This window comes from Streptomyces sp. NPDC056479 (genome assembly GCF_042795335.1).
GTDB lineage: Bacteria > Actinomycetota > Actinomycetes > Streptomycetales > Streptomycetaceae > Streptomyces.
On record NZ_JBHTRZ010000003.1, the window covers coordinates 702,722 to 714,793 of the forward strand.

Here is a 12,072-nt window from a genome sequence, read left to right on the forward strand (position 1 = left end):
ACCCGCCCCTTGTCCTGCAGTTGCGCCGAGCGGCGGTGAGATGATCAGCTCGGGTTGACAACGGCCTCTTCGGCCAGCCGTATCAGCTCCCCCACCGGCATCGATCCCGGCGCCCGCCGCTCGCGCGCGAAGGTGTCGGCAAGGTGCTGGAGGAGCTCGTTCAGCGGGGTCGGTACGCCGTGCAGGCGGCCCAGGAGGGCGATCTCGCCGTTGAGGTAGTCGGCCTCGATGGTGCCGGTGCCACGGGTGAGGGACTGCCAGGAGGAGCCACCGCCGCGCGGGGCACCGTCGAGCGGGACGAGGGTGACCTTGTCGCCCCGTGCCGCGTGCTGTTCCTCGGCGCTCGCGTAGGCGATCCCGGCGGCGTCGAGCACGGCCGCACCCTCGGCCCGCACCCGCCGGAACAGGGCCCCGGCCTCCTCGCTGCCGACGGGCCCGGTCACCGCCTCCAGCGCGTTGCCGAGGTTGGACAGCAGCTTGGCGTACTGCCAGCGCGCCACGTCCGCCACGACCGGTGCCTCGAAGTGCGACTTCTCCAGGCCGGCGGCGATACGGCGGGCGGTCTCGTCGGTGCCGTGCGGATGGCGGCCGAGGTGCAGGATGCCGGTGAGAGGGCTGCCGGCGGCGGAGACGACGCCGGGCTCGACGTAGGTCGACGGCAGCCAGACGCAGACGCCGTAGACCCGCCGGAAGAGCCGCAGGGCGAGGCGCTGGCTCTCGACGCCGTTCTGCGCGCAGACCAGCGGCAGCCGCTCGGCGGCCGTACCCCCGCCCGCGACCGGGACCGGGCCCCAGGTCCGCAGTGCGGCGGCGCTGTCCTGCGTCTTCACGGCGAGGACGAGGACGTCGTCGGGGCGCAGCTCCCCGAGCGCGGCGGGTCCGTCGACGACCGGCAGCCGGTGGGTCAGCTCCCCTTCCGGCACCCTGAGCCGCAGTCCTTGATCCCGTAGGGCCTCGAAGTGGGCGCCCCGGGCGACCAGGACGACCTCGTGCCCCGAGCCAGCGAGCCGTCCGCCGATGATGCCGCCGACCGCTCCGGCCCCGATGATGACGTACCTCAAGGTCACTCCCCCTCGGCGCTGAAGGGCGTCCCCTGATGGAAGTACATCTGCCACCCGTCGTCCGTCCGCCGCCACAGCGAACTGCGGTGCGCGCGGCTGCCGTTGCACTCCGTGTCGAAGGTGAGGTGGACGAGGTCCGGGGCGAGCCGGACGCCCTCGATCCCGGAGGTGACGACGTAACGTCCGGCGGGACCGGTGTCCGCGGGCAGCCGGGCCATGGTCGAGGCCCGGTCCCAGCGCCGCCCCGACGCACCGAACTCGTGGAACTCGGGGTGCAACAGTGACCCGAGCAGTTCGGGCGAGCGGCGGACGTCGGGGTCGAGCAGTCTCAGTTCGCCCTCGATGGCGGCCGTCACGGCGGAATCGTGCTCAGTCACCGGTCATCTCCATGAGTTTCACGACGGTGTTCCAGTTGCGGCTGGTGGCGATCAAACCCTTGTTGAGCCGGGGCCGCGACAGGATTTCGGCGAGCTTGGAGCGGCCGAGGCCGTTCGGGGCGTACAGATACAGCGCGCGGTCGCCGAGCCGGAACTCCTCCGGGAGGTAGGTGGGCTGGTCGATCTCCGCGAAGCGCTCGGCGTCCACCGGGGCGGAGAAGTAGGTGACATGGAGCTGCTTGGGCTCCAACTCCGCTGCGGGGAAGGGGCAGTTGTCCATGATCGCCTTGAGGTAGGCGTGGTCGCGCACGATCACGTCCACGGCGAAGCCGAAGTGCTTCTCGATCGCCGTCGCGAGCTCCGCCGCCAGGGACTCCTCGTCGCCGTGGCCGGAGGCGAACACCGCCTGACCGCTCTGGAGGTAGGTGCGTACGCCGTCGAGGCCGAGGCCGGTCATCAGGGTGCGCAGATCGGCCATCGGGACTTTTCTGCTGCCGCCCACGTTGATTCCGCGCAGCAGCGCCGCATACGTCGTCATTCGGCCACCTTAAGGCGACATGAGCGGCCGCGGGTGGCCGTCGTGCCCCGTGGGGGCGGGCACGACGGCCGGAACCCGTAAGTTACTTACCGGTCAGCGCGAAGCACAACCTCCTCCGCCCGATCCGCGCACTCCTCCCCTGATCTCCACCCCCGACCGGGCCGGATAGATGTAAGGGACCGCCATCCTCCCCAGTGGGGAGGGCCCACGGGCCGAGGGGATGAGTTGCGGCGGCCGCACTTCACCGAAGAGCACGACGAGACGCCCTTATCCGGCCCATACCTTCGAAACGAAAGGGGGCGGCAGGGGGCCGCCACCGCGAAACAAGGGGGCAAGCCCGTCATGGTGAACGGAGATACGCGGGTGCGGGGTCTCGCCGCTCGCGCCGGCGGCTGGAGCGCCCGGCACCGATGGGCCGCCGTCGGCATCTGGGTGCTGTTCGTCGTCCTGGCGATGGGGCTCGGCTCGGCGGCCGGCCGGGTCGACGTCAAGGACAGCGACCAGCTGAAGGGCGAGACACACACCGCCGCCAAGATCATCGAGAACGCCGGCATCGAGGAGCCGGCCAGTGAGACCGTTCTGATTCAGGCCAAGGGCGGCTCGGTCAAGGCCACCGACAGCGAGTTCCGAAGCGCCGTCACCGCGGTCGTCAAGGCGGTCGAGGGCACCGGCAAGGTCACGGACGTGACGTCGCCGTACGACACACAGACGATCTCCAAGGACGGTCGCAGCGCGCTCGTGCAGTTCGACATGCGCGGCGACTCGGAGACCGCGGGCGAGCGGGTGGAGCCCGTGCTGAAGGCGGTCGAGGACGTCCAGCAGGATCACGGCTCGCTGCGGATCGAGGAGATCGGCGGCGCGAGCATGATGAAGACGTTCGACGACGCGTTCGGGGACGACTTCCAGAAGGCCGAGTACTCCGCGGTGCCGGTGGCCCTCGGCATTCTGCTCATCGCCTTCGGCGCGCTGGTGGCGGCCCTGCTGCCGGTGCTGCTGGCGGTCACCGCGATCATGGCGACGATGGGCCTGATGGGCATCGTCAGCCATGTGATGCCGATGAGCGACACCGCCAACTCCGTGATGCTGCTGGTCGGACTGGCCGTCGGTGTCGACTACTGCCTGTTCTATCTGCGCCGTGAGCGTGAGGAGCGCCAGGCCGGCCGGGACGCGCAGACCGCGCTGCGAGTCGCCGCCGCCACCAGCGGCCGCGCGATCATCGTCTCCGGCGTCACGGTGTGCGTGGCGATGGCGGGCATGCTGTTCACCGGTCTCGCCGAGTTCGAGGCGATGGGCCTGGCCTCGCTGATGGTCGTGGCGGTCGCCATGGTCGGCTCGGTCACCGTGCTGCCGGCGCTGCTGTCGCTGCTGGGTGAGCGGGTCGAGAAGGGCAAGATCCCCTTCCTGCACCCGGACAGCAAGCTGCGCCGCAACCGGGGGCAGGGCAACCGCGAGAGCCGGTTCTGGACCGCCGTGCTCAAGGGCGTGCTCGCCCGGCCGGTCATCTCGGTCGTCGTCGCGGGCGGCGCCCTGCTGGCCATCGCGGCTCCCGCGGTCGGCATGAAGACGCAGAACCTCACGCTGGACCAGGAGTTCGGCGACTCGCTGCCCATCGTGCAGACGTACAACCGGGTCAACGAGGCCTTCCCGGGCGGCTCCGAGCCGGCCGAGGTGGTCGTCAAGGCGAACGACATCAACGCACCCGAGGTCAAGTCCGCGCTCGCCGACTTCCGTGACCGGGCGATCAGTTCGGGTGCCTCGCGCGGCCCGGTCGAGATCAAGCTGCACGACGAGCAGAACGTCGCCTTCGTGTACGTCCCGCTGGTCGGCGGCTCCGACCTGGACAAGGCGGGCGTGAGCCTGGACACGCTGCGTGACGACGTACGGCCGGCCACGCTGGGCAAGGTGGACGGCGTCGAGGCCCCGATCACCGGGCAGGTCGCGGGTTCGAAGGACTTCAACGACCAGCTGGCGGGATCCGTCATCCCGGTCTTCGCCTTCGTCGTGGTCTTCGCCTTCGGGCTGATGCTGCTGTCGTTCCGCTCGCTGACGATCGCCGCCACGTCGATCGTGCTGAACCTGCTGTCGGTGGGCGCGGCCTACGGCATCCTCGTCGCCGTCTTCCAGCACGGCTGGGGGGCGTCCCTGGTGGGTGCGGAGGGCGTCGGCGCCATCATCACCTGGCTGCCGCTGTTCCTCTTCGTGATCCTCTTCGGTCTGTCGATGGACTACCACGTCTTCGTGGTCTCGCGGATCCGCGAGGCACGTCTGCGCGGCCGTACGACGAAGGACGCGATCCAGCACGGCGTGGTCACCACGGCCGGCGTCGTCACCAGCGCCGCGGTCATCATGGTCGCCGTGTTCGCGATCTTCGGCACGCTGTCCATGCAGTCCATGAAGCAGATGGGCGTCGGCCTCGCGGCGGCCGTCCTGATCGACGCGACGATCATCCGGGGCGTCCTGCTCCCGGCGGTCATGGCACTGCTGGGCGAGCGCAACTGGTACCTGCCGAAGTGGCTGCACCGCCTTCCCGACCTGACCCATGACGAGGCACCGGAGACGGTGACTCGGGGGTCCGCTCGGGACGACGAGGGCGAGCGGGTGCCGGTCTGACCCCGCCTGCCCGACAGAGGGCCCGTTGGTTCCGGGGGAACCAGCGGGCCCTCGCTCATGCCCCGGCCGCCCGCAGTTCGGCCTCGATGAGGTCGGCCGCACGCCCCGTGCCGCCCTCCTGGGCCATCTCCGCCTGAATGTCCTTCAGCCGCCGGGCGACCTCGGGGTTGTCGACGAGCGTGAGCGCGGTCTCGCGCAGGGTCTCAGCGGTGGCCTCCTCGGTCGGTACGTGCCGGGCGACGCCCAGCGTCTGGAGCATGTCCGCGTTGCCGAACTGGTCCACGGCCTGCGGTACGGCGATCATCGGGGTGCCGGTGGCCAGGCCCTCCTGGCTGCCGCCGGCGCCGGCGTGGGTGACGAACAGGTCGGCCTGCTTCAGGATCGCCAACTGCGGGACCCAGGAGTGCACTTCGACGTTCGGCGGCAGGTCTCCCAGCCCGGCCGGGTCGACGTGCGTGCCGACCTGGAGCACCAGGTGCCAGCCCGGCAGTTCACCGAAGGCGCGCACGCACTCCCGGTAGAAGGCGGGCTGCTTGGTGAACGACGACCCGAGGGAGACGAGTACGACCTTCTCGGCGCCGTCGGGCCGCTGCCAGCCGCCCTCGGCCGCCCGGTCGCCCTGGCAGGCGCCGACGAAGGTGTACGCCGTCTCGTCGACGCGGTCGGCGTTGGGCTGCAAGGCCCGCGGGATGAGGACGAGCGAGCGGTCGGGCCGGCCGGCGAACGGGTCCGGGTGCTGGGTGATGCCGTTCTCCTCCAGCCATGTGTGGAAGCGGCGGTAGTAGGCCTGCCCGCGCTCGGTCTGCTTCGGCTCCGCCCACATCGGCTCGGCGACCTCCTCCTCGTACCCCTCCCAGGCGACGAGGTTCGGCGAGAGCGAGATCGCGGGCACGCCCCATCGGTGGGCGAGGACGCGTGCCGGGTACGAGGTGATGTCGTGCAGGACGAGGTCCGGCTCGTCTCCCTCGTACGCCTCGATGAGCTGGGGGAGGGCCTGGATCGCGTCAGCAAGGAACGGCTCTACGTTGTCCAGCAGGGTGCTCCCCCAGGCTTCCGGGTCTGCGTCCGGCCCGGGCAGCGTGGAGTTCCAGAGCTTGGGCTCGGCGCCCGTCGCGGCCACCTTCTCGGCGAAGGCCGGCGGAATCGCGTACGTGACCCGGTGCCCGCGTGCCACCAGCTCGCGGATCACCTCGAGGCTGGGGTTCACGTGGCCGTGGGCGGCGATGGAGAACATGGCGATGTGAGCGGGACTGGTCATGCCGAAGAACCTAATCGAGACGATACGTCTCGTACAACTCGGTTTCATGATGTCAGCACCTCGTGCAGCTTCAGCCAAGCCTCCGGCGGCACCTCGCCCACGAGGACCCGTGTGTCGAGGCGCGCCGCGCGGAAAGCCGCGTCGACCCGCCGTCGCGCGTGCGCCCGGCAAAGCGAGGCGTGCAGCGAGCCGCCGACCCCGGTGAAGCCGAGCTCGATCAGGTCCCGCCAGCTGTCACGGGCACCGGCGGTGAGTGGGGTGCGGCGTCGCTCGATCCGTACGATCCCCGCGTCCACCCGTGGCACCGGCCGGAAGCTGTGCCGCCCGACCCGGCCCACCAGCCGCCACTCGTGGCGGGGCCAGGTCAGGATCGTCAGCCGCGTCCAACGGCCGTAGTGGCCGGTGCGTTTGCGGGCGTACTCGAGCTGAGTGAGGAGGGTGGCGTCGGTGAGGGCGGGTGCCCGCAGGCACCAGTCGACGATGGCCGCGGTGCGGGAGAAGGGCACGTTCCCGGCGACCGAGAACGGCGTGCACGGCGGCCGGGCGGTGAGGAAGTCCTCGCCCACGACCCGGACCCCGGGTGTGTCCGAGAAGCGTGAGCGCAGCGCGGGGATGAGCCGGAGGTCGATCTCGTAGGCGAGGAGGTGCTGACAGTGCGGGGCGAGCAGCTCGGTCAACGCGCCTTTCCCGGCGCCGACTTCGAGCAGCAGGGGCGCCCTGAGTCCCTGCGGTACGGCGAGGCGGGCGAGCCGTCCGGCGGCTGCGCGGTCGGCGAGGAAGTTCTGCGAGAGCGCGCGGGATGCGCGACTGGGGCGGGCCATGGCCTGCGGTCCTTGTCTTCCGTGGAGAGGGAGAGGGCAGACGAAGGCCCTGACCGGAAGACAGGAGGAGAAAGGAGATGCGGGTCCGCGACGGATCAGCGGGCGTGGCTCCCCGGGCCGGTCAGGGCTCCGGGGCCGCGGCGTCTCCGTACGGAGTGCGCGTAGCCCCGGCCGAGACCGGAGATGATGATCGCGTTGTTCGCTGCCACGGACGGCACGTTAGGCGTGGCCGGGCGACGCGGACAACCGGATTACGTCAGCGCTGGTAGCGGGCGAGCACCAGGTTCCCGTCCTCCTCCAGACGCTCGCGCAGCTCGTCGCCGTCGATGGCGCCGCTGTAGTACTCCTGGAAGGCCGGCGTGGCGACCTTGTCCTTCCATTCCGGGTAGCCGCGTACCAACTGCGCGGGCGCCGAGCGCAGGTGTTCGGCGAGGGCGGTGCCGGTGGCCCAGTCGTTCTCGGCGGTGTGCAGGGCCGGGTCCCTCAGCGCCTCGGCCCCGGTGGGCAGCATCCAGTCACCGAGCGCCAGGCGCACCATGTTCTCGGGGCGGAGCAGGAAGTCGATGAACCGGGCCGCCTCCCGCTGGTGCGGGCTGTCCTCGGCGATGGACAAGGTCTGCGGGCTGACGCCCTGGGCGAGACCGTCGGCGCCCGCCGGGGCCGGCAGCACCTGCCAGTCGAAGCCCTTCGGCGCCTGCTGCACGATCTGCTGGCGGTACGAGAAGCCGAGCGGGACCATCGCGTACCGGCCGCCGAAGAAGCCCGGCAGGGTGTCCGAGCCGCCGCTGCCCAGGGTCGTGGGCGATGCGCTGTCGTCGGCGTTGACCTGGTCGTGGACGGTGCGCGGCATGACCTCGTCGGCCGCCTCGAAGCGGACGGTCACCTTGCCGTCGGCGCCCCGGTGGAAGAGCTGTCCGCCGGACGACAGCGACAGGTTGAGCGTGGCGGAGACGGGTTCCTTGAGCGGCCAGGCGACGCCGTACTTCCCGTCACCGCTCAGCCGCTCGGTGATCTCCCGGAACTCCGCCCAGCTCCAGGGCCGTTCGGGGGTGGGGATCCGTACGCCGGCCTCCTTCAGCCACTTCGCGTTGGCGATGAGCACGCGCGGCTCCTGGAGGAAGGGGACGCCGTAGATCCCGTCCCCGAAGGTCGTCGTCTCCCAACTGCGCCGCGGTATGTCCGACTTGAGGCGCCCGGGCAGCAGGTCGGTCAGATCGGCGAGGTAGCCGCCGTAGGCGAAGTCCGCGAGGTCGTCCGAGGCGTCATGGATGATGTCCGGCGCCTCACCGCCCTCGAAGGAGGTGAGCAACTGGTCGTGGACGCCGTCCCAACTGCCCTGGACATACTCGACCTTGACGTCCCGATGGGCCGCGTTCCACTCCTTCACCAGCTCCTTGTTGGCCTCGACCGACTCCTCCTGCCAGGCCAGGGACTCAAAGCGCAGGGTGATCCGGCCGTCCGCGGTGTCACCCTCGTCGCCGCTGCATCCGGCGAGCAGCAGGGCGAGGGCCAGGACCGGGGCCGACAGCAGTCTCGTACGCATCAGCTCTTCACCGCCCCGGCGAGCATGCCGCCCGTGATCCGTCGCTGGAGGACCGCGAACACGACCAGCGAGGGCAGTGTCGCGAGGAACGCGGCGGCGGCCAGCGGGCCCAGGTCCGCGACCCCTTCCGCGCCGATGAAGTGCGTGAGGACGACCGGCAGGGTCTGTTTCTCGGGGGTCTTCAGCAGTACGAGCGCGAAGAAGAACTCGTTCCACGCCGTGACGAACGCGAACAGTGCCGTCGCCACGATCCCCGGCGCCAGCAGCGGCGCGGTCACCGACACCAGCGTCCGCACCCGCCCGGCCCCGTCGACCGCCGCGGCCTCCTCCAGCTCGGGCGGCACCGCACGGACGTATCCGACCAGCATCCACAGCGCGAACGGCAGCGCCCACACCACGTACACCATGATCAGCCCCGGCATCGAGTTGATCAGCCCCAGGTTCTTGAGCACCAGGAACAGCGGGATGATCACCAGCACCAGCGGGAACGCCTGGCTGACGACCACCCACCCGGTCGCCGCCCGCGCGAGCGGGGTGCGGTGGCGGCGGGCCATGGCGTACGCCATCGGGGTCGCGAGGAGTACGGCGATCAGGGCGGCGCCGAGCGCGGCGATCAGGGAGTTGAGCGCGGCGTGCAGCAGGGGCTGCTCGTCGAAGGCCTGGCGGAAGTTGGCGAGGGTGGGGTCCTTCGGGATCCAGGTGGGGTGCAGACTGCCCAGTTCGCGCGGGGGTTTGAAGGCGGTGGAGAGCAGCCACAGGAAGGGGAACGCGAGGAAGAGGAGGTAGGCGAGCAGGGCGAGGTACTGTCCGGCGCGGCCGGTTCGGCTGGTCCTCAACGCTCGTCACCTCCCTTGAGACGGCCGACCAGGAACACGGCGAGGAGTATCGAGATCACCGCGACCATCACACATCCCATCGCCGCCGCATAGCCGAACTGGCCGTAGCGGAAGGCCTCTTCGTAGGCGAAGAGCATCGGCAGCCGGGTACGGCCGCCCGGCCCGCCGCTGGTGAGCACGTAGACCAGGGCGAAGGAGTTGAAGTTCCAGATCAGGTTGAGTGCCGTGATGGAGAGCGCCACCGGTCTGAGCGCGGGCCAGGTGACCGTGCGGAAGCGGCGCCAGGCGCCGGCGCCGTCCACGGCCGCCGCCTCGTGCAGTTCGCGCGGGGTGTTCTGCAGGCCCGCGAGCAGGGCGACCGTCGTCGTCGGCATCCCCGCCCAGATGCCCACGACGATCACGGCGGGCAGGGCCGTGCCCAGCCCGCTGAGCCAGTCGCGGCCGTCGCCGAGGCCCAGGTCGCGGAGGGTCTCGTTGAGGATGCCCGCGTCGGGGTTGTAGACCAGACGCCACATGACACCGACGACGACCTCGGGCATGGCCCACGGGACGATCGCGAGGGCACGGGCCAGCCAGCGCAGCCGCAGGTCCTGGTTGAGCAGCAGGGCGAGACCCAGCGCGAGCAGGAACTGCGGCACGGTGACGCCGACGGCCCAGACCAGACCGATCCGGAACGACTCCCAGAACAGCGTGTCGTGCAGCAGATCCCGGAAGTTGAGGGCGCCGATCCACTGGGTGGGCCGGGTCCGTCCGGACTGGGCGTCGGTGAAGGCCAGCAGGGTGCCGTAGAGCAGCGGTCCGACGCTCAGGATCAGGATGGGGATCAGCGCGGGGAGTACGAGGAACCAGGCGCCGTGATCCGTGACGCGCCGTCGCCCCTTGCCGCCCGGCGCGGGCTTCACCGGCCGCTGCGCCTCGGTCACCGTTGTCACGGAATCAGCCCCTTTGCGCGGCTCGGGTGGGCCTCGTCATGGTCGTGAAGGCGCCGTACCCCGTCAAGACCGCGCGCACGCGGTCCGACCTGTGGAAATGCGAGACTGAGCGGCGATGGCGGGAATCCGACGCCGTTCATGGAGGCGTACGACCACACGGAGGCGGACGATGGACGAGGCACGGGCGCGGGACGTACTGGCCGCGGCGGGGGTACTGCCCGGACCGGCACGGGACGCCCGACTGCTCGCCCTGGGCGAGAACGCGGTGTTCGCCGCCGGTGACCTGGTCGTCAAGGTGGGCCGGGACGCGGAGCTCTTCGACCGGGCGCGACGCGAACTCGACATCGCCGTGTGGCTGGCCGAAGCGGGCGTGCCGGCGGTGCGGGCGGCCGAGCCCGAGGCACGGCTGGTTCAGGGGCACCCGGTGACCGTGTGGCACCGGCTGCCGGATTCACTACGGCCTGCCGAGCCCCGGGATTTGGCCGAACTGCTACGGGTCGTGCACGCCCTGCCCGCGCCCTCCTTCGAGTTGCCGCCGCGGGAGTTGCTGGGCGGGGTGGAGCGGTGGCTGCGGCTGGCGGGGGACGCGATCGATCCGGCGGACGCGGCGTATCTGCGGGAGCGGCGGGACGGGTTCGCCGCGACCGCGGCCGGGCTGACGCCGCGCCTGGCGCCGGGGCCGATTCATGGGGATGCGCTGCCGCGCAATGTCCATGTGGGGGCGGATGGGCCGGTGCTGGTCGATCTGGAGACCTTCTCCTTCGATCTGCGGGAGCACGATCTGGTGGTGATGGTGCTTTCCCGGGATCGGTACGGGGTGCCGGCGGCGGCCTACCGGTCGTTCGTCGAGGCGTACGGCTGGGATGTGCGGGAGTGGGAGGGGTGTTCGGTGCTGCGGGGGGCCCGGGAGACCGCCAGTTGTGCCTGGGTCTCCCAGCACGCGGCAAGCAATCCGAAGGCGTTGGCGGAGTTCGAGCGCAGGGTGGCGTCCTTGCGGGACGGGGACGAGACCGTACGGTGGTACTCGTTCTGAACGCCCGCTCACAGGGGGCCGCGTGGGGGCACGGCGGCTGCGGGGGTCAGGTGTCCGGGCGCGCGGTGCCCCACGTCCCCGGGTCGTCGACGTCCCGTTCCTGAATCGTTCTCGCGGCCCTGCGCAGCTCGGTCAGGACCGTGCGAACCGCCGCCCTGGCCGTCCGCTCGGGGCGGTAGAGGGCATCGATGTGACGTCGTGCCTGCACTCCGCTGAGCGGCCGGAGGACCAGCGCCGGATGCGGGCGCATCGTCAGGCGGGGCATCAGGGCGATGCCACCGCCGGCCGCCACCACCTCGGCGACCACCGCGAACTCGTTGATGCGGTGCGTCAGTCGGAGGCGACGCCCGGCCGCCGCGGCGATGGCCTCGATGACCGCCAGGACCGGGAAGCCGTCGTGCACGGTGATCCATGGCTCGCCGGCCACGTCGCGCGGGGTGACGCGGCGCTTCGCGGCCAACGGGTGGTCGGCGGGCATCGCCACGTCCAGCGGCTCGCGCAACAGGGTCGTCGCGGCCACCGTGTCCGGCCACGGCGGGGCGTGCTCCAGGCGGTGGGCGAGGACGATGTCGTACTCCCGGGTGAGCCGGGGGAAGTCATCCTGCGGTACGTCCTCGTCGGCCAGCCTCGGCAGTGGTCTGCCCGGGACCGCCAGCGCGCGCAGCAGCAGCGGGAAGAACGCGGCGCCCGCGCTGTGGAAGGCCGCCACCGACACCTCCCCGTCCGGCCGCTCGACGAATTCCTCCACGGTGTGCCGTGCGCGGGCCAGCGCCGTCTCCACCTCGACCGCCGCGCCTGCCAGCGCCTGACCGGCGTCGGTGAGCACCAGCCGGCGGCCCTGGCGCTCGGTGAGCGGCACCGGGATCGCGCGCTGGAGCAGCCGTAGCTGCTGGGAGATCGCCGACGGCGTCACCAGCAGCGCCTCGGCGACCGCCGTGACGCTGCCCAGTTCGCCGAGCTCCCGCAGGATCCTCAGCTGGCGTTCGTCCATTCCCCCAGTGTAGGGACGATGTAGCTTCGCTAAATGATCGTTTTAGAAAGTGGTACTGGGCTTCATGAACCC

11 protein-coding genes are annotated in these 12,072 nt (G+C 71.0%); 2 read left to right on the forward strand and 9 right to left on the reverse strand.

The features are described from left to right. Positions 1-44: 44 nt before the first annotated feature. From ACFQ6S_RS14625 to ACFQ6S_RS14635, 3 genes are read right to left on the reverse strand one after another with little or no spacing between them, the layout of a single operon-like run. Positions 45-1,061: a ketopantoate reductase family protein gene (locus tag ACFQ6S_RS14625; protein WP_383408163.1), complete on the reverse strand. Its 1,017-nt coding sequence runs from the start codon at positions 1,059-1,061 to the stop codon at positions 45-47. A gap of 2 nt (positions 1,062-1,063) precedes the next feature. Continuing rightward, positions 1,064-1,438 carry a DUF4440 domain-containing protein gene (locus ACFQ6S_RS14630; protein WP_383408166.1) on the reverse strand — a complete coding sequence of 125 codons (375 nt, stop codon included), beginning with the start codon at positions 1,436-1,438 and terminating at the stop codon, positions 1,064-1,066. Next, complete coding sequence (locus ACFQ6S_RS14635) at positions 1,431-1,976, reverse strand: DUF1697 domain-containing protein (RefSeq protein ID WP_383408169.1); 546 nt, start codon at positions 1,974-1,976, stop codon at positions 1,431-1,433. The genes ACFQ6S_RS14630 and ACFQ6S_RS14635 overlap by 8 nt, the downstream gene beginning before the upstream one ends. Before the next feature lie 342 nt (positions 1,977-2,318). Between ACFQ6S_RS14635 and ACFQ6S_RS14640 the strand changes: the two genes are divergently transcribed. Continuing rightward, positions 2,319-4,586, forward strand: a complete 2,268-nt coding sequence (locus tag ACFQ6S_RS14640) for an MMPL family transporter (RefSeq protein ID WP_383408172.1) — start codon at positions 2,319-2,321, stop codon at positions 4,584-4,586. Positions 4,587-4,641: 55 nt separating this feature from the next. Here the strand turns inward: ACFQ6S_RS14640 and ACFQ6S_RS14645 are convergent, their stop codons facing one another. The 5 genes from ACFQ6S_RS14645 to ACFQ6S_RS14665 form a co-directional block, all read right to left on the reverse strand. Beyond that, positions 4,642-5,892, reverse strand: a complete 1,251-nt coding sequence (locus tag ACFQ6S_RS14645; protein ID WP_383408175.1) for a glycosyltransferase — start codon at positions 5,890-5,892, stop codon at positions 4,642-4,644. After that, positions 5,889-6,665, reverse strand: a complete 777-nt coding sequence (gene erm, locus ACFQ6S_RS14650) for an ErmE/ErmH/ErmO/ErmR family 23S rRNA (adenine(2058)-N(6))-methyltransferase (protein WP_383408177.1) — start codon at positions 6,663-6,665, stop codon at positions 5,889-5,891. Before erm ends, ACFQ6S_RS14645 begins: the two co-directional genes overlap by 4 nt. A 256-nt stretch (positions 6,666-6,921) precedes the next feature. Further along, positions 6,922-8,208, reverse strand: a complete 1,287-nt coding sequence (locus tag ACFQ6S_RS14655; RefSeq protein WP_383408180.1) for an ABC transporter substrate-binding protein — start codon at positions 8,206-8,208, stop codon at positions 6,922-6,924. Next, positions 8,208-9,044: a carbohydrate ABC transporter permease gene (locus tag ACFQ6S_RS14660; RefSeq protein ID WP_383408183.1), complete on the reverse strand. Its 837-nt coding sequence runs from the start codon at positions 9,042-9,044 to the stop codon at positions 8,208-8,210. Before ACFQ6S_RS14660 ends, ACFQ6S_RS14655 begins: the two co-directional genes overlap by 1 nt. After that, on the reverse strand, positions 9,041-9,976 hold the full coding sequence (locus ACFQ6S_RS14665; RefSeq protein ID WP_383408186.1) for a carbohydrate ABC transporter permease: 936 nt from the start codon (positions 9,974-9,976) through the stop codon (positions 9,041-9,043). The genes ACFQ6S_RS14660 and ACFQ6S_RS14665 overlap by 4 nt, the downstream gene beginning before the upstream one ends. A 169-nt stretch (positions 9,977-10,145) precedes the next feature. Here ACFQ6S_RS14665 and ACFQ6S_RS14670 point away from each other — a divergent pair, with 169 nt between their 5' ends. Then, positions 10,146-11,009, forward strand: coding sequence for a phosphotransferase enzyme family protein (locus ACFQ6S_RS14670; RefSeq protein ID WP_383408187.1), 864 nt, complete (start codon positions 10,146-10,148; stop codon positions 11,007-11,009). Positions 11,010-11,055: 46 nt separating this feature from the next. Here the strand turns inward: ACFQ6S_RS14670 and ACFQ6S_RS14675 are convergent, their stop codons facing one another. Beyond that, complete coding sequence (locus tag ACFQ6S_RS14675) at positions 11,056-12,000, reverse strand: LysR family transcriptional regulator (protein ID WP_383408189.1); 945 nt, start codon at positions 11,998-12,000, stop codon at positions 11,056-11,058. Positions 12,001-12,072 lie beyond the last annotated feature (72 nt).